Source organism: Mesorhizobium prunaredense, from assembly GCF_900156895.1.
GTDB lineage: Bacteria > Pseudomonadota > Alphaproteobacteria > Rhizobiales > Rhizobiaceae > Mesorhizobium > Mesorhizobium prunaredense.
Genome location: NZ_FTPD01000001.1, coordinates 331,242 through 355,431, shown reverse-complemented (window position 1 = coordinate 355,431; position 24,190 = coordinate 331,242). Strand labels below are relative to the sequence as shown.

The 24,190-nt window shown below is 59.0% G+C and carries 24 protein-coding genes and 1 pseudogene; 15 read left to right on the top strand and 10 right to left on the bottom strand.

The genetic code is table 11. The features are described from left to right. Positions 1–28: 28 nt before the first annotated feature. Positions 29–970, bottom strand: coding sequence for an ABC transporter permease (locus BQ8794_RS01765; RefSeq protein ID WP_077372189.1), 942 nt, complete (start codon positions 968–970; stop codon positions 29–31). Further along, positions 970–1,863: an ATP-binding cassette domain-containing protein gene (locus BQ8794_RS01760; RefSeq protein WP_342187071.1), complete on the bottom strand. Its 894-nt coding sequence runs from the start codon at positions 1,861–1,863 to the stop codon at positions 970–972. The genes BQ8794_RS01765 and BQ8794_RS01760 overlap by 1 nt, the downstream gene beginning before the upstream one ends. Positions 1,864–2,182: 319 nt before the next feature. On the opposite strand from BQ8794_RS01760, the gene BQ8794_RS01755 reads away from it, so the two are divergent. The 7 genes from BQ8794_RS01755 (at position 2,183) to BQ8794_RS01725 (ending at position 10,040) form a co-directional block, all read left to right on the top strand. Continuing rightward, positions 2,183–2,890 carry a GntR family transcriptional regulator gene (locus BQ8794_RS01755; RefSeq protein WP_077372183.1) on the top strand — a complete coding sequence of 236 codons (708 nt, stop codon included), beginning with the start codon at positions 2,183–2,185 and terminating at the stop codon, positions 2,888–2,890. A 10-nt stretch (positions 2,891–2,900) separates the two neighbouring features. Further along, a complete protein-coding gene (locus BQ8794_RS01750; protein WP_077372180.1) occupies positions 2,901–3,806 on the top strand; it encodes a dihydrodipicolinate synthase family protein in 906 nt (301 codons plus the stop codon). A gap of 2 nt (positions 3,807–3,808) precedes the next feature. Beyond that, the gene (locus tag BQ8794_RS01745) at positions 3,809–5,308 is read left to right on the top strand and encodes an aldehyde dehydrogenase (protein WP_077372177.1); all 1,500 of its coding nucleotides are present in this window, start codon (positions 3,809–3,811) and stop codon (positions 5,306–5,308) included. Beyond that, entirely contained in the window at positions 5,305–6,651 is a 1,347-nt protein-coding gene (locus BQ8794_RS01740; protein ID WP_077372174.1) for an NAD(P)/FAD-dependent oxidoreductase, read from the top strand. The genes BQ8794_RS01745 and BQ8794_RS01740 overlap by 4 nt, the downstream gene beginning before the upstream one ends. 95 nt (positions 6,652–6,746) lie before the next feature. Continuing rightward, positions 6,747–7,853 carry a mandelate racemase/muconate lactonizing enzyme family protein gene (locus BQ8794_RS01735; protein WP_077372171.1) on the top strand — a complete coding sequence of 369 codons (1,107 nt, stop codon included), beginning with the start codon at positions 6,747–6,749 and terminating at the stop codon, positions 7,851–7,853. Positions 7,854–8,033: 180 nt separating this feature from the next. After that, positions 8,034–8,921 carry a dihydrodipicolinate synthase family protein gene (locus tag BQ8794_RS01730; RefSeq protein WP_077372168.1) on the top strand — a complete coding sequence of 296 codons (888 nt, stop codon included), beginning with the start codon at positions 8,034–8,036 and terminating at the stop codon, positions 8,919–8,921. A gap of 129 nt (positions 8,922–9,050) precedes the next feature. Further along, complete coding sequence (locus BQ8794_RS01725; protein ID WP_077372165.1) at positions 9,051–10,040, top strand: GlxA family transcriptional regulator; 990 nt, start codon at positions 9,051–9,053, stop codon at positions 10,038–10,040. Positions 10,041–10,134: 94 nt separating this feature from the next. On the opposite strand, the gene dddP is transcribed toward BQ8794_RS01725, so the two are convergent. From dddP to BQ8794_RS01700, 5 genes are all read right to left on the bottom strand, one after another. Continuing rightward, positions 10,135–11,466 (bottom strand): dimethylsulfonioproprionate lyase DddP, encoded by a 1,332-nt coding sequence (dddP, locus tag BQ8794_RS01720; RefSeq protein ID WP_077372162.1) that lies wholly within the window; start codon positions 11,464–11,466, stop codon positions 10,135–10,137. A gap of 76 nt (positions 11,467–11,542) precedes the next feature. After that, the gene (locus BQ8794_RS01715; protein WP_077372159.1) at positions 11,543–12,235 is read right to left on the bottom strand and encodes a corrinoid protein; all 693 of its coding nucleotides are present in this window, start codon (positions 12,233–12,235) and stop codon (positions 11,543–11,545) included. 92 nt (positions 12,236–12,327) lie between these two features. Next, complete coding sequence (locus BQ8794_RS01710; protein ID WP_077372156.1) at positions 12,328–13,977, bottom strand: ABC transporter substrate-binding protein; 1,650 nt, start codon at positions 13,975–13,977, stop codon at positions 12,328–12,330. Positions 13,978–14,026: 49 nt separating this feature from the next. After that, positions 14,027–15,568, bottom strand: coding sequence for a trimethylamine methyltransferase family protein (locus tag BQ8794_RS01705; RefSeq protein WP_167378586.1), 1,542 nt, complete (start codon positions 15,566–15,568; stop codon positions 14,027–14,029). Positions 15,569–15,828: 260 nt separating this feature from the next. After that, positions 15,829–16,737 carry a LysR substrate-binding domain-containing protein gene (locus BQ8794_RS01700; RefSeq protein ID WP_077372154.1) on the bottom strand — a complete coding sequence of 303 codons (909 nt, stop codon included), beginning with the start codon at positions 16,735–16,737 and terminating at the stop codon, positions 15,829–15,831. A 157-nt stretch (positions 16,738–16,894) separates the two neighbouring features. Here BQ8794_RS01700 and BQ8794_RS01695 point away from each other — a divergent pair, with 157 nt between their 5' ends. Continuing rightward, positions 16,895–18,229, top strand: a complete 1,335-nt coding sequence (locus tag BQ8794_RS01695; protein WP_077372151.1) for an NAD(P)/FAD-dependent oxidoreductase — start codon at positions 16,895–16,897, stop codon at positions 18,227–18,229. A 17-nt stretch (positions 18,230–18,246) separates the two neighbouring features. Continuing rightward, a complete protein-coding gene (locus BQ8794_RS01690) occupies positions 18,247–19,119 on the top strand; it encodes a dihydrodipicolinate synthase family protein (protein WP_077372148.1) in 873 nt (290 codons plus the stop codon). Here BQ8794_RS01690 and BQ8794_RS34330 read toward each other — a convergent pair. Beyond that, the gene (locus BQ8794_RS34330) at positions 19,116–19,544 is read right to left on the bottom strand and encodes a hypothetical protein (RefSeq protein ID WP_143744423.1); all 429 of its coding nucleotides are present in this window, start codon (positions 19,542–19,544) and stop codon (positions 19,116–19,118) included. The two genes, BQ8794_RS01690 and BQ8794_RS34330, sit on opposite strands and share 4 nt — an antisense overlap. Positions 19,545–19,793: 249 nt before the next feature. Between BQ8794_RS34330 and BQ8794_RS36170 the strand changes: the two are divergent. From BQ8794_RS36170 to BQ8794_RS01675, 3 genes and pseudogenes are all read left to right on the top strand, one after another. Then, positions 19,794–20,073 (top strand): annotated as a pseudogene (locus BQ8794_RS36170) (dihydrodipicolinate synthase family protein); the annotation flags it as partial. Between the two features lie 171 nt (positions 20,074–20,244). Then, positions 20,245–20,724 carry a DUF3828 domain-containing protein gene (locus tag BQ8794_RS01680; RefSeq protein WP_077372142.1) on the top strand — a complete coding sequence of 160 codons (480 nt, stop codon included), beginning with the start codon at positions 20,245–20,247 and terminating at the stop codon, positions 20,722–20,724. Positions 20,725–20,728: 4 nt separating this feature from the next. Beyond that, positions 20,729–21,289 carry a hypothetical protein gene (locus tag BQ8794_RS01675; RefSeq protein WP_077372140.1) on the top strand — a complete coding sequence of 187 codons (561 nt, stop codon included), beginning with the start codon at positions 20,729–20,731 and terminating at the stop codon, positions 21,287–21,289. Between the two features lie 290 nt (positions 21,290–21,579). Here BQ8794_RS01675 and queF read toward each other — a convergent pair whose 3' ends face one another. Next, entirely contained in the window at positions 21,580–22,041 is a 462-nt protein-coding gene (gene queF, locus BQ8794_RS01665; protein WP_077372137.1) for a preQ(1) synthase, read from the bottom strand. Between the two features lie 401 nt (positions 22,042–22,442). Then, on the bottom strand, positions 22,443–22,850 hold the full coding sequence (locus tag BQ8794_RS01655) for a hypothetical protein (protein ID WP_077372134.1): 408 nt from the start codon (positions 22,848–22,850) through the stop codon (positions 22,443–22,445). 115 nt (positions 22,851–22,965) lie between these two features. On the opposite strand from BQ8794_RS01655, the gene BQ8794_RS01650 reads away from it, so the two are divergent. From BQ8794_RS01650 to BQ8794_RS01640, 3 genes are all read left to right on the top strand, one after another. Further along, entirely contained in the window at positions 22,966–23,391 is a 426-nt protein-coding gene (locus BQ8794_RS01650) for a MarR family winged helix-turn-helix transcriptional regulator (protein WP_077372132.1), read from the top strand. A gap of 79 nt (positions 23,392–23,470) precedes the next feature. Next, positions 23,471–23,713: a type II toxin-antitoxin system Phd/YefM family antitoxin gene (locus tag BQ8794_RS01645; protein ID WP_077372130.1), complete on the top strand. Its 243-nt coding sequence runs from the start codon at positions 23,471–23,473 to the stop codon at positions 23,711–23,713. A gap of 18 nt (positions 23,714–23,731) precedes the next feature. Next, on the top strand, positions 23,732–24,190 hold the full coding sequence (locus BQ8794_RS01640) for a type II toxin-antitoxin system VapC family toxin (protein WP_077372127.1): 459 nt from the start codon (positions 23,732–23,734) through the stop codon (positions 24,188–24,190).

Below are 24,190 nucleotides of genomic sequence, written 5' to 3'. Positions count from 1 at the left end.
CCCTTGTTGCATGTGAAATTGGTTCGCGTCAGGCGTGCTTGTGAAACAGGTTGGTGATCAGCCCGATAGGCCCGCTCTGCCACCAGTGGCGATGGCCTCTTTCGCGCCTCGACTGATTCAAGCCCTGGGTGATGCGATCGAGGACTATCGCCAGAATCACGATGCCAAGCCCGCCGACGATGGCCTTGCCGGCATCCAGTCGTCCCATGGCGCGCAGCACTTCGTTGCCAAGGCCGCGGACCGAGATCATCGACGCGATGACCACCATCGACAGCGACAGCATGATGGTCTGATTGAGGCCCGCGAAAATGGTCGGCGTGGCCATCGGCAGCTCGACCTTGAACATGATCTGTGACGGTGAGGCACCGAAGGCGCGGGCCGCTTCGACGACGCTTGGATTTACAGTGCGGATGCCTAGCGAGGTGAGCCTGATCAACGGGGCGAGCGCGAATATGACCGTAACCAGGACGCCCGAGACATTGCCAATTCCAATAAGCATGACGACGGGAACCAGGTAGACGAACGCTGGAATGGTCTGCATCGTGTCCAGGAGAGGCCGAAGTACAGCTTCGAAACGATCGCTCTTGCCTGCGAAGATTCCCACAGGAAGCCCGATGATCACGCAGAGGATCACCGCAGCCATCACGATAGCCAGCGTCGTCATCGCCAGTGACCACGCTTCTGGCGAGAGAAACCCGAGGACAGTCAGAGCGACTGCGACGTAGATGGCGGTCCGGCGTCCCGCGGCCTGCCAGGCGATCAACACGATGATAGCGAGCATGACGAGCGGCGGAGTCGCCAGAAAAGCCCGTTCGATGCCTTGAATTACGCCATCGAGGAAGATTTTGAAGGGCTGGATTGCTTCGCGGTTTTCGATCGCCCATTGCTTTATGCCGTCGGAATGATCGGCGATTTTTAGATCGACGCTCTCGAACGGGTTCAGCCAGTTGGAGGTCTTTTCGTCGGCCATCAATTGATCTCCCGTTTAGCCGGGCCGGCGTGGTCCCGGCCTTGAATGCCCCGCAGCAAAGCGTCCTTGGTCACGACACCGGCAACGACGTCGCCGTCTCGCACCAGGATGGGATGGGCGGTTCCGATAGACAGGTTTACCAATGTGTTGAGCTTGTCGTCGGGCCGGGCGACTGGCCAATTTGCGGTATCGGTCGAGCCGTTCGTCTGTCGGTATTGCTCAAGTGGCAACATCACCTTGGCGGCGGTGACAAGATCGAGTTTGGAGATGCCGCCGACGAACTGCGCGACATAATCGTCCACGGGGTTTGTGACGATCTCCTCCGGCGTCCCGATCTGCACCAGAACGCCGTCCTTCATGATGGCGATGCGGTCGCCGATGCGGATCGCCTCGGATAGATCATGCGTGATGAATACGGTGGTCTTATGGAGTTCGGCGGAGAGCTCCATGAAGGTGCCCTGCAACTGGTGGCGGATAAGCGGATCGAGCGCGGAGAACGGTTCGTCCATCAGCAGGATCGACGGATTGGCTGCTATGGCGCGCGCCAGGCCTACGCGCTGTTGCATGCCGCCGGAAAGCTCATCTGGATACTTGAGGTCCCACCCGGTGAGCTCCACCGCCTCGATAGCCTGCCGGGCAACCGCACGGCGCTTGTCTTCAGCGATGCCTCTCACCTCCAGGGCGAACGCTACGTTGTCCCGAACGTTGCGGTGGGGCATCAAGGCCATGTTTTGGAAAACCATGCCGATGGTTTCGGCGCGGATCCGACGCAATTCCGTCGCGCTCATGGCGTTGACGTTTCGGCCTTCAATGTAAATCGCACCGTCAGTAGGCTCGATCAATCGGTTGATGTGTCGGATCAGGGTCGACTTCCCCGATCCCGACAGCCCCATGATGCAGAATATCTCACCGCGGCCGACGCTGAAGGTGGCGTCACTGACCCCAACGACGCAGTCGAGCTTGTCGCGGATTTGAGCTTTGTTCAGCTCTCCAGCCTTGACAGCGCGGATTGCCTCCTTGGCCTTGGCGCCGAATACCTTCCAGACGCCATCGCATCGAATGACGGGCTCTTCACCCTGGATATCCATTCGCTGTCCCCTTATGTCGTTTTTTTCTTACAACATAAATTTTCTGAATAGACAATATGTATTATGAAGCGCTACAAAGATTGTGATGCTAGATCGCAGGACGAAACCCTTGTGAGGATCATCCATGCCCGGTGACGCTAAACGAAACAAAAGCAATTGCTTGGAGGATCTGCGTCGCCGCATTCTGACAGAGAAGCTGGAGCCAGGGAGCTATCTCGACGAGACCGAGATCGCCGAGTCGTATGGCATGTCCCGCCCTCCGGTGCGCGAAATGCTCCGGCAACTTGCAGGAGAAGGCTACGTGGTTCTCCACGAGAATCGCGGCGCTCAGGTCGTCCCGATGAACCACAAGACGCTAAGGAATTTTTTCATCGCGGCGCCGATGGTCTACGCAGCAGTCGGCCGGCTGGCTGCCCAAAATGCGACCCCGCCACAGATCATGCGGCTGAAGGACACGCAGCTTCTGTTTCGCGCCGCTATCCGGGATGGTGACACCGAGCAACGCGCGCTGACCAATGAGCGCTTCCACTCGATCATGGGCGAGATGGCAGACAACGAATTTCTGATGCCCAGCCTGAAGCGATTGCTAATTGATCACACGCGCATCGGGATGACGTTCTACAGCCCGCGAAATGCCGACCTGGCCGCCCAACGGGCGACAGCCGTTCAACAGCACGATCAGTTCATCGAGCTTATTGACGCGGGGGATGCAGAAGGCTGCGCCGAGCTATCGATAGCGCACTGGGAACTGTCCCGCGCTCAGATCGAGAGCTTCGTCGCGCCGGCAACCTTTTTCGTTCCACTGGGACGGGTGCCTGACAGTATAGGTTGAGGAGAATTTGATGAAATTCGAGGGGATATACACTCCCGTCATCACGCCACATCGTGACGACGGTTCAATCGATCGCGATGCGTTCGCCAAAATCGTTGAGCACCTGATAGCTTCAGGTGTGCACGGCATCATCAGCGGCGGTTCGACGGGCGAATACTATGCGCAGTCGATGGACGAACGCGTCGAAATGGCGAAGTTCGCCAAGGAAGTCATTGGCGATCGCGTGTCTCTTACCATAGGCACAGTCGCTATCCGGCTGCAGGACTCGATCCTGATGGCCGAGACGGCGGCCAAGATCGGCGCTTCGGCCATTCTCGCCGGATCGCCGCCCTATTCGGTGCCGACGGAGCGCGAAAACGCCCTCAACGCCTTGGCGATCGACCGGGCGGCGGACCTCCCGATCATGCTCTATAACTACCCGGGCCGCATGGGGATCAACATGGGCGAGGATTTCCTCGACCGCGTCGCCCGCAGCCGCAATTTCTGCGCCATCAAGGAAAGCTCCGGCGACATCAACCGGGTACATCTGCTCGCCCGCGACTACCCGCACATCCAGATGTCCTGCGGAATGGACGACCAGGCCTTGGAGTTCTTTGCATGGGGTGCGCGCAGTTGGGTCTGCGGGGGCTCGAACTTCCTGCCGAAGGAACATGGCGCGCTTTACCGCGCATGCGCGGTCGAGGGTGATTTCGCCAAAGGGCGCCGGATCATGTCCGCGCTAATGCCTCTGATGCGCGTGCTGGAGCAGGGGGGAAAATTCATTCAATGCATCAAGTACGGCTGTGAAATGGCTGGATTCCATGCCGGCCCCCCACGACCCCCACTAAAGGGATTGAACAAGGACGATATGCGCCAGCTGGAACAGGTCGTCCGGGTCCTGAAGCGCACGATTGCGGAAATTGAAGCGGAGGCATGAGCATGGGCAATCTTCTGACACACGAGGAATATGTGGCGATTGCTGCCAAGTTGGAGTTTCCGACACAGGCATTCATCGGCGGCAGCTTCAGACCGGCAATCTCTGGGAAAACATTCGAAACGATCAATCCGGCGACGGGCAAGGTGCTTGCGAAGGTTGCCTCCTGCGGTCCTGAGGACGCAGCCTTTGCCGTACAAAAGGCGCGCGACGCGTTCGAGGACGGTCGCTGGTCGCGCCTTCATCCATCGGCGCGTAAGGAAGCCCTCATCCGTCTCACCAAGCTCATGAAGCGCAACGCCCATGAACTGGCCGTTCTGGAAAGCCTCGACAGCGGCAAGACGATCTACGATTGCGAGAACGTCGATGTGCCTGAAACCATCCACTGCCTTGCCTGGCATGCAGAATTGATCGACAAGATCTACGATCAGGTGGCGCCGGCCTCCGACAACCACATTGCGATGGTCGTCCGCGAACCCGTCGGCGTCGTGGGCCTGGTCCTGCCCTGGAATTTCCCGCTGCTGATGCTGGCCTGGAAGATCGGACCGGCACTCGCCGCGGGCAATTCGATCATCGTCAAGCCGGCCAAGGAAACGACCTTGACCGCGCTGCGTGTCGCCGAGCTTGCGATGGAGGCGGGTATCCCCTCCGGCGTCTTCAACGTGCTGCCGGGCGGTGGCTCCGAAGTCGGGGAGCCGCTTGGGCGACACATGGATGTGGATATGGTGTCGTTCACGGGCTCGACGGAGACCGGAAGACGCTTTCCGCGCTATTCGGCCGAGTCGAACCTCAAGGAAGTGACATTGGAAATGGGCGGCAAGAACCCGGCCATCGTGCTGGACGACGCGGAGAATATCGATCGCGTCGCCGCCCACGTCGTGAACGGCGCGTTCTGGAATATGGGACAAAACTGCTCTGCCTCCTCGCGGCTCATCGTTCAACGCGGCATCAAGGACGAACTCCTCAAGCGGGTTATCGCGCATGCCAGGGAGTGGCCGATGGGCGACCCGCTGAATCCCGAGAATCGGGTGGGTGCGCTGGTTTCCAAGGCGCACTTCGAAAAAGTCTGCTCCTATCTCGAGAAGGGCCAGAAGGTGCTGCTCGGCGGAAAGGCCAAGGGTGGGTTCGTGGAACCCACGATCCTGGACGTCAGCGACCGCGACGCGAAGGTCGTGCGGGAAGAGATTTTCGGACCGATCCTCACGGTGCTGACTGTCGAGAGTTTCGATGAAGCCATTACGCTTGCCAACGACACAGAGTACGGACTGTGTGCGTCGATCTACACATCGAACGCGAAACGAGCCATAAGGGGAGCACGTGCGATCCGGGCGGGCACCGTGACCGTCAACAGCTTCGGCGAGGGAGACATCACCACGCCCTTCGGAGGGTTCAAGTCTTCCGGCTTCGGCGGCCGCGACAATGGCATCCACGCCCACGACCAGTACACCAGAATCAAGACCATCTGGCTTGATCTCACCGATGACGCAGATGAGGCGGTTGCGTGAACGTCCACAAGGCTGAAAGGCTGCCGGTCCAACAGGGGCCGGCAGCCTGGAACGCCATCCTCCCAGCCCAACCCTGTTCTGAGCCCCTTGAAGGCGACATCCGTGTCGATGTCGCCATAGTTGGCGGCGGCTTCGCTGGTCTTTCAGCCGCCAAACGTCTGCGCCAACAAGACGCGAATCTTCGTATCGCGGTTCTTGAGGCCAGCGGTCTCGCCGAAGGCGCTTCCGGCCGCAACTCAGGCTTCATGATCGACCTGCCTCACGATGTGCAGTCCGATGACTATGCCGGAAAGGGTGTCGAGGACGACAAGCAAATGATCGCGCTGAATCGCGCGGCCATTTCCTTCGCGAAGGAGTGCGTCGAAGAGTATGGAATCGACGCCGCCTATTTCGATCCAGCGGGCAAGATCAACGGCGCAGCCAGCGAGACAGCGCGCAACCTCAACGCAAGTTATGCGAAACACCTCACTGAATTGGGCGAAGCCAGCGAGATGCTCGATGGCAAGGCGATGCAAGACGTAACGGGAAGTCGCCACTACACATCTGGCCTTTACACGCCCGGAACAGTGATGATCCAGCCGGCGGGGTATATCCGGTCGCTTGGTATAGGCCTTCGACGCGACGGCGTGTTCGTGTTTGAGAGATCCCCTGTCTCAAAGCTTGCAAGAGTGAACCAAGATTGGATACTTACAACGCCCAATGGCCGTGTCGCCGCGGCGAAGGTCATTCTTGCCAACAACGGGCACCTGGAGAGCTTCGGCTTCGCACGCAAGCGCCTCATGCACGTTTTCCTGTACGCCTCGATGACTGTCGAGCTCGACGCTGGAGCCCTTTCCAGGCTGGGAGGGCAGCCTCGTTGGGGCATTACCCCGTCCGACCCGATGGGGACAACGATGAGACGCATCGATACGGCACAGGGCGGAAACCGCATCATCACCCGGACCTGCGCCAGCTATCTGCCTGGGATGGTGCCGTCGAAGTCAGCGGTCGCCCGTGCGGCAAAGGTTCATCGGCGAAAATTCGCCGACCGCTTTCCCGCGATCGCCGATGTTCCGATGGAATACAGTTGGGCTGGACACCTCTGCCTGACCTGGAACGGCGTTTCGGTGATGCGCGAACTTGAGCCGGGCCTTTTCGCGGCTTGCTGCTGCAACGGCCTGGGAACTGTGCGCAGTACGCTAACCGGCATCGCCGCGGCCGACACGTTGTTGAACCGGCCTTCGAAAATTTCCGCGCATTTCTTGGCTGAACCACAACCATCGAAGCTCGTACCATCGCCTTTCGCCGAGATTGGCGCGAACCTCTATTTCCGTTGGAAAGAGTGGAAAGCGCGTGAGGAATAGCCGTACCGAAATCACTAACCTTGCCGGGCCGACTGTCTAACCGACGTTCGCACGTTTTGCCCCGCAAAAAATTATTACCTTCAGATTGGAACGACATGAAAATCAAGGAAGTTCACGTCTTCGCGCATGATCTGCCGGTCAAGAACGGCCCCTACACGATGGGCGGCGTCAAGGTGTATGCGCTCGATACCACGATCGTTAAGGTCGTGATCGACAATGGTCTCATCGGTTGGGGCGAAACCTGCCCCTTGGGCACGACCTACCAGCCGCAGCATGCTAAAGGTGCCCGTGCTGCACTGGACGAGATGGCTCAGGGACTGATCGGAGCCGACCCGCTTCAGCCAGTAGCCCTTCGACGCCGGATGGATGGCCTCCTGAATGGCCACCGATATGCCAAGGCAGCCGTGGATATGGCGGCATACGACATCATGGGCAAGCAGTTTGGCATGCGCGTCGCCGATCTTCTTGGCGGCGCCGTGACCGAACGGGTTCCGTCATATTATGCGTTGGGCATAGGCGAGCCCGATGAGGTTGCGCGTATTGCGGCGGAGCGTGTTGCGGAAGGCTATCCGCGCCTCCAGATCAAGATCGGCGGGCGACCGGTTGAGATCGACATTGCCGTGGTGCGCAAGGTCTGGGAGCGTGTCGGGGATCGCGTCCGGCTCGCAGCCGATGCCAACCGATCCCTGACTGCCCGCGACACGCTCCGGCTCAGTCGCGAGTGCCTCGATGTTCCGCTCATTTTGGAACAGCCTTGCAATACGTTCGAAGAGATCAAGGCCATCCGCAATCAACTGCACCACGCTGTATATCTCGACGAAAATACAGAGGACCTTTCCGCTGTGATCCGTGCGATTGGAGAGGGAGTATGCGACGGCTTCGGGATGAAGGTGACCCGCATTGGTGGTCTCCATGCAATGGCAACGGTGCGTGATCTTTGCGAGGCACGTTCAATGCCCCACACTTGCGACGATGGGTGGGGCGGCGACATCCTCGCCGCCGCTTGTGTTCAAATCGGTGCGACTGTCAGTCCGCGCCTGAACGAGGGCGTCTGGATCGCGGCTCCGTATATCGAAGGCCACTATGACGAGAAGAACGGAGTGTCCATTGAAGAAGGACACATCAGGCTTCCGAGCGGGCCTGGTCTGGGAGTTGTTCCGCAGGAATCCTGCTTTGGCTCTCCAGTGGCATCTTATGGTTGATCGATAGAGAACGCGGCGTTTCCCGGTCCAACGTCGGACAGGAGTTACGCGAATGCCAGCCGACCCAGAGCAATCGTCCGGCCGCCACTACCACCAGCATCGAAACCATACCCGCCTCAGCTGGCATTCAAAGACATTCGCATTCCCCAAGCTGGAAGCATTGGAGACCTGAGAAAAAAGATGTCTGACTTTCCATTTCCCGGCTTGAACCTGGCGATCACAACACCGTTTGACGCCTCTGGTCATATCGATTGGACCCGTTTGCGGGGACTTGTCGAACGCTACCTTGCTGCCGGGATAAAGGGCTTCGTGCTTAGCTCCGGCACTGGGATGCATGTGTACCTTTCCAAGGAAGAATCCAAGGAGCTTGCGCAGCGGGGCAGCAGGATCATCAATGGCCGCGCAAAAATCATAGTCCAGACGTCCGCGCTTCTCGTCGAGGAGGTCATAGAGCGTACCAAGCATGCCGCCGACTGTGGCGCGGATGGTGTAATGGTCCTACCGCCGTTTTTCGAAGGGCCGACCGACCACGACGACATCGTGGCCTTCTATTCCGAAGTCGCTAAAGGCGGTCTTCCGATCATCGGCTATAACGTGCCTCAGGCCGTAGGCGTTGAGATCACTCCAAGCCTTATTCAACGTCTCTGCGAGATCCCCAATTTCCACACAGTCAAAGACAGCAGCGGCGATCTCGCCAAGCAGGCGTCCCTAATCCGCACGGGTCTTCCCGTCATAAATGGCGCAGACCCGTTGGTCCCTTACGCTCTTTTCGCAGGTGCTCGCGGCTTGATATGGGGAGGCGCAAACATTGCGCCCAAGTCCTGCCTCGGCATCGTCGAAGCCGCGGAGGCCCAGAACTGGCAGCTCGTCCGCGAGCGATGGAAGCCCCTTGAGCCCATCATGTCGCTCATTTGGCAGGGCGACTATGTGCAATCGGTTTATGCCGCAGCGAAGATCACCGGGTACGACGCTGGAAAACCGCGCCGGCCCCTGCGCGCTCTACCAGCAAAAAATATGCTTGCGCTTCGGATGGCGCTCGGCGATCTGGCAACGAGAGAGGCCGCCTAACGGTGAATCTCGCGGCGAGTAAGTATTCTGCTGCCACGACTACCGGCTGCCCTCGGTTTCCAAGCCGGATAAGAACGAGCAGGATCGAAGCGATGGCGCTGTTAGCCAATGATAGATAGGCAGCCGGTCATGAAATCAGCAGAAGAAGCGCCCGGGCTCGGCCGATTGAAGATCGGCTTTGTACTGGCTCGTTCCTTCACCCTTTCTGCGTTCGCGCTGTTCGTCGACACGCTCAGATTGGCAAGCGACGAGACCGACAGGTCCGGCAGGATTCTGGCCGACTGGCACGTGCTGGCAAGCAGCCGAAACCTGATCACCTCCAGTTGCGGCGTCCAGGTCGCGCCGACTTCGGATTTCGTGGACCCGGGCGAGTTCAACTATATCGTGGTCGTGGGCGGGCTGCTGAACAATGAATTTCCGGTCGATAGCGAGACAGTCAGCTACCTGAAGCGAGCCGCCGCTGCGAAGGTTCCTTTGATCGGGGTCTGCACGGGAACGTTCATCCTGGCCGAGGCTGGCCTGATGAAATATCATCGCACTTGCGTCAGCTGGCTGCACTATCAGGCGTTCCGCGAGCGCTTCCCGGATCATGACGTCAGGTCGGATCGTCTGTTCAATCTTGATCGCACCAGGGGATCATGTGCCGGAGGCAGCAGCGCGGCGGACATGGCCGCGTCGATCGTCAGGCGCCATATCAGCCGGGAAGCCGAGAGAAACGCCCTCGAAGTGTTGCAGATCGAAAGGGCGCGCTCGGCTTCGGACATCCAGCCGCACAGCCCGCCCTTTATCGAGTGCCAGGATCCGCGGCTCAAGGCGGCGCTCATCATCATGGAGAACCATATCGAAAATACGATCTCCATTCCCAAGGTGGCGGCCCTGGTCGGACTGTCCCGAAGGCAACTCGAGCGCCTCTTCATGGAGAAGACAAAGAGCTCTCCGGCGGTAGTTTACACAAGGGTGCGTCTGGAGCGGGCGAAGCACCTCCTGATGCAGACCCGTGCTCCGATGATCGAGATCGCCGTCGAGGTCGGGTTTGAGAACGCCTCGCATTTCTCGAGGCTCTTCCGCCAGACCTATGGCCAACCGCCTACAAAATTCAGGTCGGCGGTTTCAGGCTAGGCCACCAACCGTGTGTGGTTGCGCCTGGGACTCCAAATCCGAGCCTAAAGAGCCGTATTAACCGCGTTGGGCCTCTCTGGCTCGAGGCAGCGGCTCAACTCATTAACGCAGCGTCGAAAGGACAACTCGTAAGCTTCTCATAGCCGTCCTCTGTTATCAGGACCTGCTCTTCGAGTTTCACGCCTTCACGGCCCCCGACGGCGCCAATGTAAGCCTCGATGCACAATGTCATGCCTGGCTCGAGGATGTAGTCGAACGCCCCCGGGATAAAATCTTCAGGGTAGTAGATCGCAGGATATTCGTCACACAGCCCGATACCATGCATCATTACCCCGTATCGTTGATCAACGAATTCTTGAGGTAGTTTGTGGCCGCGCTGGGTGAGTTCAGTGAAGGAGACTCCTGGCCGCAAAAGTTCCATGTTGGTCGTAATGTGCTCGAGAGCTATGGCGTGAAGTCTGCGTTGTTCATCGCTCGCGCGCCGATCGCCGCTAAACCAAGTTCGCGAAAAGTCTGCGCACATACCGTATGGTCCCACCATATCGGTATCGAATGCAACCAGATCTCCTGACGCTATCCTTCGCGGCCCTGCTTCCTGCATCCAAGGATTTGTCCTCGGGCCAGAAGTCAGGATTCGCGTCTCGATCCACTCGCCTCCGCGCGCGATGTTTTCGGCATGGAGAACCGACCACAATTCGGTTTCTGCAATACCCGGTCGCAAAAGCTGGCGCATCTTCGCGGCCGCAATTTCGCAGGTTGCCAGCGAGCAGCGCATGGCATTGATCTCGTCGATGCCCTTTATTGCCCTTGCGTGCTCCATGAGTTGCATGCCGTTGCAGATTTTGATGCCTGCCGCGTCTAGGGCGCGTAAGCCGGGGATTTCAATCTTGTCGACCGCAAGGCGGCGGTTCTTGCCTGCATGCGTTCGCAACAGCTCCTCAATTTGTCCTGCGAAACCCTTCGCAACGGCTTTCTCCTGGTCGCCAGCCACGAAATAGTAAAAGCCCGCACCGTCCGTGCGGATCTCGTTCACCAATGGCAGATGCTCCGAAAGGTGCCCGCAGCGGTGGAAGTCCCAAAGGACAACGTATCCATCGGCTGAAACGAAAACAGCACGCGATGGATTGTGCGTGATCCAAATATGCATGTTCGAGGAGTCAGTTGCGTATCGGATGTTGAGTGGATCGAAGCACAGCACGCCGGCGTAGTCCCGCTTGCGTAGCTGGCTCACGATCCGTTGGAGGCGCGTGCTTCTCATCCGCTCGAGGTTGGGAGGGGACAGACCCAATGCAGCCCACTCGGCAAACGCGATGTCCGTCGGTCCTATTTCGACACGATCATTGTCGTCGATGCTCCCATCGGGCTTTCGCGCGATCTGGTCCCTGGTAGGATCAATTCTGTGACTGATGATCGAAAACGAGGACATTTTGGCGAAGTCTCATGGGTTCGGCAAAAGAGTGCCTGTGCCTTTGTTCTGCGGACTCGGCATCATTAGAGTGCACTCAGTTGCGAACGTTGTGCTTGCGCTTCATGAAGTCCTTGGCGGTCTCGACCGCCACCGCCGCGTCGCGGCAGTAGGCGTCGGCGCCGACAGCCTTGCCGAATTCCTCGTTGAGCGGCGCGCCGCCGACCAGCACGACATAGTCGTCGCGGATGCCTTTTTCCTTCATCGTGTCGATGACGACCTTCATGTAGGGCATGGTCGTGGTTAAAAGCGCCGACATGCCGATGATGTCGGGCTGATGCTCTTCAATCGCTGCCATGTATTTTTCGACGGCATTGTTGATGCCGAGATCGATGACGTCGAAGCCGGCGCCTTCCATCATCATGCCGACGAGATTCTTGCCGATGTCGTGGATGTCGCCTTTGACGGTGCCGATGACCATCTTGCCCTGCTTGGGCGCGCCGGTGGCGGCGAGCAGCGGGCGCAGGATGAACATGCCGGCCTTCATCGCGTTGGCGGACAAAAGCACTTCCGGCACGAACAGGATGCCGTCGCGGAAATCCTCGCCGACGATGCGCATGCCTTCGACCAGCGCCTCGGTCAGCACCTTGTAGGGCGCCCAACCCCGCTCGAGGAGGATCTGTGTGCCTTCCTCGATCTCGTCCTTCAGCCCGTCATAAAGATCGTCGTGCATCTGCTGCACCAACTCGTCGTCGGAAAGGTCGGAAAGGATGATCTCGTCGTCGGACATGTCGGGTCGCCTCACGCATAGTTCAAAGGAGGTCGGTACCCCATGCTCGATGCGGCACCGACCAGGCTTCCGGTTGGAGCCTTGGGAGTCTGCTAGGCTGCCAGCCAGACTTTCTGCAAATCCATCTGGAAAGTCTGGTGGATTGCATAGTCCTGAACTTTCTTGTTCATGTGACCAAAGAGGCTTTGCCAGAACGGCTGGATGATGACCCCAGAATCCTGCAGCACATCTTCGATGTCCTGCATCAGTTCCTTCCGCTTGGCGGCATCGCTGACCGAGAACGCCTTCTTGAGCTTGGCGTCGAAGTCGGGATTTGCGTAAGCAGTCTCATTCCAAGCCTCGCCAGTGCGATAAGCCAGCGCTAGGACCTGAACCCCGAGCGGTCGCATGTACCAAACGGTCAGCGAATAGGGATACTTCGCCCAGTCGTTCCAGAAAGTCGAACCCGGAAGCACCGTGCGCTTGACCTTGATGCCGGCCTCTCGAAGCTGCGCCGCAATGGCGTCACCGGTGTTTTTCTGCCAGTCTTCGTCGATCGAAATCAGCTCATGCTCGAAGTCGGCATTTCCGGATTCAGCAATGAGTTTCTTCGCGCCCTCGACGTCCCGGCTTTTCTTAGGCAGGGCAAAATATTCCGGGTGGATCGGGCTGACGTGATGGTTTTCGCCGACCGTTCCCCGTCCTGCATAGCCGAGTTGAAGGACAGTGTTGTTGTCGACCGCCATCTGCAGCGCGTTACGGACCTTCTTGTTGTCATATGGTTTGTTGGTCGTGTTGGTGCGGCACACCAGCGTCGTTGCGGTGGCGACTTCCGATTTGACCACGTCCATCTTGTCCAGGATGTCGATGAAGTCAGCCGGCGTCTCCATATTGACGTCGATCTCTCCGGAGTCGAAGGCAGCCACCGTTGCCTGGAAGTCGGTTCCATAGTCGACGAATTGCACGCCATCCAGCAGAGCTTCGCCGCCCCACCATTTGCCATTCTCGCGGCGTTTGACTTCAGCCTTGCTGCCGACCGCGTAGGATACCAGTTCGAATGCCCCCGTTCCGATCGGCTTTGCGACCGGGTCGGCGCCGCCGGCATCGAAACTGCGATGGACGATCAGTCCGGGGTAGTCGGTGAAATTCGCGATGATGGCGATGTCCGGGTCGCTAAGCTTGAGCTTGACGGTATGGTCATCGACCTTGACGATAGCTCCATCTCTCGCCTTGCCGGTCTTGGCGTCAATCAGTCCCCCGACGCGCGCGGCCATCGAATTGCCGGAGACGCCCTTCTCGCACCAGCGGGTGATGTTGAGGACTACGTCATCGGCGTCGAAAGCGTCGCCATTGTTCCAGGTAACACCCTTTCGGACATGGAAGACATATTCGGTGGCATCGTCATTGACCTCCCAGCTTTCCAGCAGGACAGGTTCAAATGTGAATTCGTGTGTGTAGCGAACCAGCGGCTCAAGCCAGCAGCGAGAAATGTTGGCAAGCTCAACCCAATCATAGGTACGTGGGTCTTTTTGCGCCTTGACGGGCATGGACACACGCAGGGTTCCGCCCTTCTTTGGCTCGGCGGCGCGTGCGGGCTGGGGCAATGCTACGCCAATCAAGCCGTAGGCCATTGCCGCCGAGGCGCCGAACGTGCTCGCAAGCGCGAGAAACTCGCGCCGGTCCATTTGTCCTGCTTTGACGTCGCTTGCCATCTTTTCGATGGCAGCCGGAACGCGATTCCCATTGCTTCTGAAAAGTCCCATTTTCTTCTCCTTGTTAGTGTTCCCGGATATTGATCTCTTGGGTGGACGCTCAGGCGATGCTTGGCGAAATCTCCTCCTGGCGTTGCGCCACGAATGCATCGAGTTCCTCGCGCACGGCTGGATCCATTGGCGGCTGCTCGTAACTCGCGATGATCGATTTCGCCTTCTCACGGCAGCGCTGCGCCATGTCCTTGGAGCCTTTGACCTTCCACTGCTCATAGCTGAGGTAATCGAGGATCTCCGGCGCGAAGAATGCGTCCTTGAAGCGCTTGAGCGTGAAGGAATCTCCGAGATAGTGGCCGCCGGGGCCGATGCGCCGCACTGCTTCGAGAGCGTCGTCGAAATGCTCGAACGAAATCCCCTGCGCGTATTTTTCGATCAGCAGGTTCTGTTCGGCATCGGCGACAAACTTCGCCATGCAGCATACGAGGCCGGCCTCATCCCAGCCGCCCGCATGCATCATCAGGTTCGCGCCTGCACTCGCTCCCGACATGTAGGCGATCGCCGATTCGTATCCGGACTGAGCATCGAAGGTCTTTGCGGACGACTGGGATGCCGTCGTTCGCCACGGCAAACCATACCGCCTTGCCAGTTGGCCGATGACGGCGTTGATTAGAGTGACTTCGGGCATGCCGGACATCGGAGCGCCGCTGCGCATCGACACCGAGACTGAATATTGCCCATAGATCATTTTGGCGCCGGGCCTGACCAACTGGGTGTAGGCGAGCGCTGCGAGTGCCTCGGCATTCAACTGGGCGATTGTGGCCGGGATGTCGGCGGGAGTGTTTGCGGCGCCGAGAACAAAAGGCGACAGCAGGACGACCTGGTTCGCCTCGACGAAAGCGCGAAGTCCTTCCAGCATGGTCGAATCCCAGACCAACGGCGAGTTTCCCGACACGTGTCCGAGCATCACCGCGTTCTGATCCATAAAGTCCTTGCCGTGGACGATCTGCCCCATGGCGATCGAGTCCTCGGCTCGCTGCTTCCCGGTCGTCAGACCGAAGAAGGGCATGTTCGTTTCCACCAGGCTCGAATGGTTGATGTGCAGATGGCGCCATGGAACAGCGATGTCGGTCGGCTCGCAGGTGAACCCGCCGGCGATATGGAACCCGGGCAGCATCTGGGTCAGCCGGTTCATGTTCCGCAGATCCTCGATCGTGGATGCGCGTCGCACCCCCTGAAGGTCCCGGACGTTTGGCGCGCCTTGCATGGCGCCGAAGGTCATTGTGTCTGGCGCGATCTCGAAACGCTGTGACGGATCGCGCGATGTCATCTCAAAACGGGATGGGGCCTTCGAGATCAGATGCATCAGCATCTCGCCATCGAGGCGCACACGTTGGCCTTGGACGTCGGCGCCAGCCTCCTTCCATTGCCGGATCGCTGTTTCATCCCGGAATTCGATTCCGATCTCGCGCAAGATCGCCAACGAAGCTTGGTGAATGCGCTCAAGCTGCTCAGCAGTGACGGCTTCCACAGGTCGAATGCCGTACTTGATGGTCGAGACGCGAGGCCTCTTCTCTGCTTCCCGGGCAGCTACGACCGACGCGCGTCCTCCGCGGCGGCGGATTGCGGGAGTATCAGGATCCATCATCGCGTTTTCCCAAGGGGCGCAAATAGGTCCCCGCCAACAGAACTTTTGCTCGGTTCGCGTACGGAACGCGGCCCTGTTCATTGACGTTGATGATATGGTCCTGTGAGCGCCCTGAGGACTCGTAAAAGGTTTCGCTTGCGTTAAACTCAGTTTATACCTGGGTCGACTGCGCAGGCACTCGTTACCTAGTTAGAACACTCCCGAAAGACGACGCGGAGGTGGTATGAGACCGAGGGGGCGTTGGGCGGTAGCCGTCTAGTCTAAGGGCGTAATTCCTTCGACTGAGCGAGGAACCAGTCCACCAGAACCTTGCACCTCTTGTTTTTGCCAGGATCTTCATTGGACAAGAGGAAGAAGGCGCGGTCGGTCTTGATCTCAGTCGCGATGGGCCGAACCAGCAGGCGGTTGTTAAGCAGGTGTTGGGCGGTCAGGGACCATCCCAGCGAGATTCCTTCGCCTGCAAGAGCTGCCTGGAGCGCCAGCTGATAGTCGTTGAATACAATGTTCGGTTTGGTCTCGCTGGCATCTCCGCCTGCAAGCTCGACCCATTCGGGCCAGCTCATTCGCTTGCGAAAGGCATCGGACGAATGAATGAGCTGGTGTCGAACCAGCTCATCGACGCTCTTTGGAGCGGGGTGCGCCAGAAGATATGCGGGGGAGCAGACGGGGAAAATGATCTCGTCGCATACGAACCAGCTGTTGGCCCTATCAAAATCCCGTGGCCGCACCCACACGGTGACGTCTACTTCGTGATCGGGCTCGATGTCCCGATCGGTGCCGACCACCTTGATCTTAACGTCCGGATGCTCTTCCTGGAAATGATAGAGCTGAGGCGCAAGCCAATGTGCCGCGAGGGATGTCGACGCCGCAAAAGTGACGTACTTCGTTCCGCGATCGGAAATGGTCTCAAGCCGCTGTTCCAGACGGCGGAAGCTAGTGCGCACCTCATCGTAGAGCTGCCTGCCAGCCTCCGTCAGCTGCACTCCTCGATTGTCACGGGCAAAGAGCGCGGTCCCGCAATGCTTCTCGAACATCTTGATCGAGTGCGAGACGCTCGGTTGCGTCACGCTGAGCTCGCTGGCTGCGCTTTTGAAACTTTGGGTTCGGGCAGCCGCTTCGAAGACAAAAAGCGAATGTGTCGAGGGCACCAGGCTGCGAAGCTTTGACATGAAGCAGATCTATATCAGACGCTATCTTTTCCGTCTACGAGACGCCCGCCAACTGGTCTATTCGAACAGGAAGCAACGCGACCGCAGATCGTTGCCAAGCCTTCGTCATCGGTCGCCTTAACTCAGCGAGTTGGCAGTGAATTCGTTCAACCAAATAATGACGAAAGAGCGCAAAGTCGTTCAGCCACCCCATCCCGAACCGACTATGTCCGGCTGGTACACTACGGCCGGACCGGAGTTGGCGCTGCTGCCGCAAGAAGGCGACGTTGCGTGTGATTGCCTCGTGATTGGCGGCGGCTGGATGGGGCTACACGCGGCCCGTCGATTTGCCGAACTCAACCCGCAGTCTTCGGTTGTCCTGGTAGACGCCGGCCGCATTGGGAACAATGCATCCGGACGGTGCATGGGTTTCGTCATCGATCTCGCGCACAATCCTCGGAAGCGCGATTTCGTCGAAGACATCAAGGGGAACAAGGAAGAGCTGTTCGTTAACCTGGACGGGATCGCCTACATCCGAAGCGCTGTCGAAGAGCATGGGGTCGATTGCGACTGGGACGCGCAGGGAAAATACCACAGCGCGGCCACCGCTCACGGTGTGGAGGATCTGCACCGCTTTTCGAAGGCGCTGGATAAGCTTGGGCAGAACTACAGCTGGGTCGAGACCCCCGAAATCCAGGCGATCACCGGCAGCAAGCACTACATCAAAGCCTTGCATCATCCTGGCACCGTCTTGGTCCAGCCTGCGAAATATCTCAAGAATGCGACAAGAAGCCTGCCCGACAACGTCACCGTTCACGAAAACACGCCTATCGTAGCGGTGCAGTTCGGTGCGCCGAAGCACATCTGCGAGACGCCCACCGGAACAATCAGGGCTTCGAAGGTCATCATCTGCGCGTCAGGCTATCTGACGAAGTTTGGCTTCTTCGACAACCGCGCCATACCGCTATACACATTTGCGAGCATGACACGACAGCTCACGGAGCGTGAGCTTTCGCGGGTGGGGAACAAGAACGCCTACGGACTTATTCCAGCCAACAGCTTCGGCACGACGGTTCGTCGCACGATCGACAACCGGCTTTTCCTTCGCAACGTCTATTCCTATGCGACGGACTTCAAGACCACCACGCAGGACGTGATGAGGGCTCGGGTGCAGCAGCAGATCGCCTTCGATCGGCGGTGGCCGGAGCTCTCCTCGATCGGCTTCGAGGCCAGCTGGGGCGGCCTTCTTACCCTCGCGCAAAATGGCGGAATGGTCTTCGGCGAGTTGGCGGAGAAGGTTTACGGCGCCGCATTCTGCAACGGAACAGGCGTCGCGCGCGGAGCTGCCTTCGGCAAGGCCGTAGCCGATCTGGCGTCAGGGAGATCATCGCCGGTGGTCGATATCCTGAAGACGCGAGCAAGTCCCAGCAAGCCCTATCCCAGGCCTGTCACAGCGATGGGCGTTCGCATCGTAACCGCGGTCCGTTTCCGACAGGCCGGCGCTGAAGTCTAGATACAACGAGAGAGATCATGGCGGACCTGAAGGGCATAAATCTGGCAATGCAAACACCGTTCGATGAGAATGGTGCGATCAACTATTCGATTTTCGAGGATCTGATCGAGAAGTACGTCGCCGCCGGTGTTCACGGGCTGGTGCTTGGCGCAGGGACCGGGCAACATCCCTATCTTACCGAGGCCGAGTGCAACCGCCTCTACGAAGTAGGCGCAAAGCGAATAGCTGGTCGCTGCAACGTCATTTGCCAGACCTCCGCTTTGAATATGGACGAAGTCATCAGAAGGTCGCGTCACGCGGAGTCCGTCGGCGCCGACGCATTGATGGTACTGCCACCCTACCTGGAGGGTCCGAGTGATGAGCAGGGAATCTTCGACTTCTACAAAGCAATCGATGCTGAATTAGGTATCGACCTGGTCGGCTACAACATCCCGCAGGCCACCGGCATTTCGGTTTCACCACAGCTGTTTGAGCGCCTGAGCCAGTTGAAGAACTTTAACTACATCAAGGACAGCGCAGGGGACTTTACTGTCCATCAGGAGTACCTGCAGACAAGCGGAACAGTGCTCAATGGCTGCGACACCACCACGCTCTACGCCTTGATGGCCGGGGCCCGCGGCGTCATATGGGGTGGTGCGAATTACATGCCTTCTGAAGCGGTCGAGCTATATAGATTGGTGGACCGCAAGGAATACGAACAGGCGCTAACCCTCTGGCAGCGCATGTTGCCCTCGTTGCTCTTTATCTGGAGGTCTCCCTATACGCCGTCGGTACTTCGAGCGGCGCAACTGCGCGGCTACGGAACAGGTAATGTTCGCAGCCCATTGAGAAAGCTCTCCGCAGATCAGGAAGCGCAGCTTCGCCGATCGCTTGAACCGTTGGGCGTCTAAGGCGCAGAGGCGAGGGCTTCGTGAGAATCGTTCATGTTGGTGGGAGTGGCGAAATCGGCAAGGCCGTGTCGGCCGAACTCGGCAGGCGCCACGATGTCATCGCTGTCGGCCGAAGCACCGGCGATTTCCAGGTCGATATCGACAATCCCTCGTCCATAAGTCGAATGTTCAGCCAGATCGGCGAGTTCGATGCCCTGATATGCACAGCGGGCACGGTTCATTTCGCCCCGCTCGCCGAGTTCACCATCGAGCAATATGCAATCGGCTTGCAAAGCAAACTCATGGGGCAGGTGAACCTTGTCAGACTTGGACTTGGATTCCTTCGTGAGGAAGGATCGTTCACGTTGACCTCCGGTCCAACGAACGACGATCCGATATCGCTCGGAACAGACGAGAAGAACGGTGTGTCCGTCGAAGAGGGACACATCAGGCTTCCGAGCGGGCCTGGCCTGGGAGTTGTTCCTCAGGAATCCTGCTTTGGCTCTCCAGTGGCATCTTATGGTTGATAGATAGCGAACGCAGCATTTTCAGTCCAACGTCGGACAGGAATTGCGCGAATGCCAGCCGACCGAGGGCAATCCTCCGGTCGCCACTGCCACCAGCATCGAAACCATACCCTCATCGGCTGGAAATTCGCATTCCCTAGTCTGGAAGCATTGGAGACTTGAGAAGAGATGCCTGACTTCCATTTCCCGCTTGAACCTCGCGATCACAACACCGTTCGACGCCTCTGGGTCATATCGATTGGACCCGTTTGCAGGGACTTGTCGAGCGCTACCTTGCTGCCGGGATGGGCTTCGTGCTTAGCTCCGGCACCGGGATGCACGTTTACCTCTCCAAGGAAGAATCCAAGGAGCTTGCGCAGCGGGCAGTAGGATCATCAATGGCCGCGCAAAAATCATAGTCCAGACGTCCGCGCTTCTACCACATGAGCAAGAAGGTGAAGAATTACGCTGCCCACCAGACTTTCGAGATGGATCTCCAGAACGTCTGGCTGGACGCCTGAGTTAACGCCCAAGGGCGCCTGAGTTAACGCCCAAAGGGATTTCATGGGCCGCAAAAAAGCCGGGATGCAGGATTCGTGGTATTGAACGGTTCCCGCCACGAAAGCCTGGAGATTATCGGATGAGACTGACTGTGCTTGCCGCCGCTCTCTCGATCGCAGCGCCTGCGGCCGCCCTGGCCGGGCCGGCCTCCAATGCGGTGAAGTTCTTCTACATGCCCGAGGTCAAGTTCGAGGCCGACGCGAAATACCGCGACCGTTTCACCGAGCCGGTGACAAAGCTGTTCGACCTCAACGACCAGGCGCAGAAGAACAAGCCGGACGAGGTGCCTTGCATCGACTTCGCCCCCGGTCTCGACGCGCAGGACTTTGACGAGAAGACGGTCGCCAAGACGCTGAAGCTGTCCGAAGCAGTGGATGGCGACAGCGCCAACGTGACAGTGACCTTCAACCTTTTCCCGGAAGGCGATGAATCCAAACGCGAAATGGTCTGGTCGCTGAAGAAGGTCGACGGCCAGTGGAAGGTTGCCGACATCACCTCGAAGACCAGCGGCTGGACGCTGAGTGCGCTCGAATGCCTGGCTGGCCAGACTCCGGAGTGATGCCATGGCCCGCGCCCTGGCCCTGGCGACTGTGTGCCTGCTGGCCGCGGGTTTGAGCAGCACCGCTGGCCAGGGCCTGTTCGGCGCGCCGCCCGCAAATGCTCCGGCCGACAATGCGGCACCTGCAACTCCGGCGGCCGCTTCGCCGCCAGCAGAAAATGCACGGGCAGCTCCGCTGCGGCCAGGTTCGCCGACGGCGATGGTGAAACCGTTTTACGAGCATGTCGGGCTCGAGCTCGATCCGGCTCAGCGCAACCATTTCGTCGATCCCGCGAAGTCGGTGCTCGACAAAAGCGATGCGCTGCGGAAATCGGGGCAGGGCGAATGCCTCGATCCCAACATGGCGCTCGACAATGCGGCGTACGACAGGGCCGAGATCGACAACAGCCTGAAGACTGTTGAAGCGGTCAAAGGCGATGAGGCCAAGGTCATCGTCGCCTTTATCGTTGCCGGCAATCCGCACCGGCTGGAATGGAAGTTCAAAAAGGTCGACGGCGACTGGAAGATATCGGACCTTCTGTCGGTGACCGGCGAATGGGCGCTCAGCCAATATCAGTGTGAGTGAGAACGGACCGATGAAGGATGGGCCATACAGCGTCGATCGCCTGATGGCGATTGAAAACCAGAGTTGGCGATCCTTGGCGCCCCCCTCTGCCCTGCCATCTTTGCCAAAACTTGGCATCTCCCCCACAGGTGGCGAGATCGGCAGCTCCAGCGTGCCGTCCGTCTTCGAACGTTGGAGATTGGCGAAGGCCGATGCGAAGGCCAATCTCCCCACGTGTGGGGGAGATGTCCGGCAGGACAGAGGGGGGCGCTGTCCAGGGCGCTGTCCCGCCGGACATCTCGCAGCAGAATTCAGCCGCGTCCGCGATAGGGCGCAACACCGGTGTCGGGCAGCCATGCGCCTTGCGGCGGCGCGCCGGTCTGCCAGAACACGTCGATCGGAATGCCGCCGCGCGGATACCAATAGCCGCCAATCCGCAACCACAGTGGTTTGGTCGCGGCGATGATGCGGCGGCCGATCATGACGGTGCACTCTTCATGGAAAGCGCCATGGTTGCGAAACGAGGTCATGAACAGCTTCAGCGACTTCGATTCCACCAGCAGCGTGTCGGGTGCATAGTCGATGACGATGTGGGCGAAGTCCGGCTGGCCGGTGACCGGGCAGAGCGAGGTGAATTCCGGGCAGGTGAAGCGAACGATGGCTGGCGGCCCATCGCCGCGCGAAAACGGCACGGTCTCCAGGACTGCTGCTTCAGGGTTCTGTGGCGCCTCGACGTTGGAGCCGAGCTGGGTAAGGTTTTTCGTATCGGTCATTGGCGGGTTCCTCACTGCATGTCGCCCAAAAGCCAGCCCACGCCCCTGACCCTAGGGTGCGCAGCGGTTCTGTCATAACGACATGCGCAAAATAAAAATTTGCCGCTCATTAGCACAATTTGAAACAGGAAGACGATGACCACCAGCGATCCGCCTCTCCAGCCCTATCAGCTCAAACATTAGACGCTGAAGAACCGGGTCATGTCGACCAGCCATGAGCCGGTCTATTCCGAGGACGGTATGGATCTGAAGATCACTTCGGATTTGATTTGGTGGTGCGAAGCCGAACCTCCGCACGGAGAGCCACCAGGCACGTCGGTCCGATCTGCGCGCCGCGCACGCCGCCGGCTTGCCGCCAGACACCGTACGATCTCTTGAACCGTGAGTGCGGCAGGCCCCACTCAGAACATCCTGGCGGTGGCCATGCAGAGCACGGTGATAACCAGCAGCCCGCCGGCGATGCGTTCGCCTCGTGTCATCTTCGCGCGCAGCTGGGTTTCCGTCGCTGCGTCAGTGCCGGCAAGCTGCCTGCTGGCAGAGCCGACGAGCGCGCCCTGGACGCCGGTGGCAATCAAGGCTGTCGCGATACCGAGGGCCAGAACCATTTCCATCGAACCAAAATAGCCGCTGTGGAAGAAGTACCAGAGCAGGGCGCCGGTCAGGAAAACCATGCCGGCCGCGTTCATTTGCGGCCGGAAAAACCGTTCGATCCGAATCTCTGGATCGCGGGCGACAGCGATGGTCGTTCCAGCCCAGAACACACCGGCCAATACGTGAAGGCCGAGGACGATGATGTAGACATACTGCATGACCGCATTCCTCCATTCCCACCGCCAACCAAAAAGTTAGATGTCAAATGATTAGATTTCAATGTAATGTCAAGGGCCAGTTCCATCGGCCTTTCCCTTACTCTAGTGTCGGATCATGACGCTTTTTGACCGCCCGCCAATCGGGATGAACCTCGCCCGCACCGCAAAGCTTGTCGCACGGGCCTTCGACGCCACGTTGGTCGAGGCGGGCGGCACGCTGCCGGTCTGGGTCACCCTGTTGTCGATCAAGTCGCGCGAGCTGGCCAACCAGCGTGAGCTCGCCGGCATGATCGGAATCCAAGGCGCGACGTTGACCCACCATCTGAACGCGATGGAGACGCAAGGTTTGCTGACCCGGCGCCGCGATCCGGAAAACCGCCGCGTCCATCAGGTCGAACTGACCGAAGCGGGAGAGGCGCTGTTCCTGAAATTGCGCACGGCAGCCCTTGCCTTCGACAAGCGGCTGCGGACCGGGTTGTCCGACGACAGGCTGGCGGAGTTCGCGGAAGTCTTGGCGACGCTGCGGGCGAATGTCGATTGATCCCAACTGCCGAACGCATTGTTTCAGCGAGCCCAAGATGTTATATATGACCACTATGGTCATATACTAGGGCAGCAGCATGCGCGAAATTCAGTTGAAGGATGCCAAGGCTACACTTTCGGCGGTGGTCGATCGGGCCGTCGCAGGAGAACCTGCCGTGATCACTCGTCACGGGCGCAAGCAGGCAGTGATCCTGTCGTTCGAAGACTACGAACGGCTGTCGCTTGTACCTAGCTTCGGACAATTGCTGGCGGCATTTCCCGGTGACAAAGGCGATATTCCTCCCCGTTCCCGCAAACAGGCTCGCAAGGTTGCGTTGTAACGCGGTCGATTGGTCCTGATGTTTCTGCTGGACACCAACATCATCTCGGCAGTCGCTCCGGCCAAGAAGGCGGATCGGGCAGCGCTGGCAACATGGCTCGACAAGTCAAGCGAACACCTGTTCCTGTCGGTTGTCACTGTATCCGAAATCGCTGCAGGGATAGCCAAGGCTGAGCGCGAGGGTGCGACGACAAAGGCGGCTTTGCTACGCAACTGGTGGCAAGCGGTCGAGCACCTTTACGGACAAAGGGTTCTTCCCTTCGATTTGCGCACAGCACATGCCGCCGGGTCCATCCTTGATCGGGCGAGGGCGCATCGGCCAGGGTTCGAAGACATAGCGATCGCCGCTACGGCCGAGGTCCACGGTTTGACGATACTGACGGACAACGAGCGTCATTTTGCGCCGCTCGGCGTGCCGATGCTCAATCCGCTGAAGAATTTGCCACCATTGCGGCAGCCAGCGGCAGACTGGCCTTAA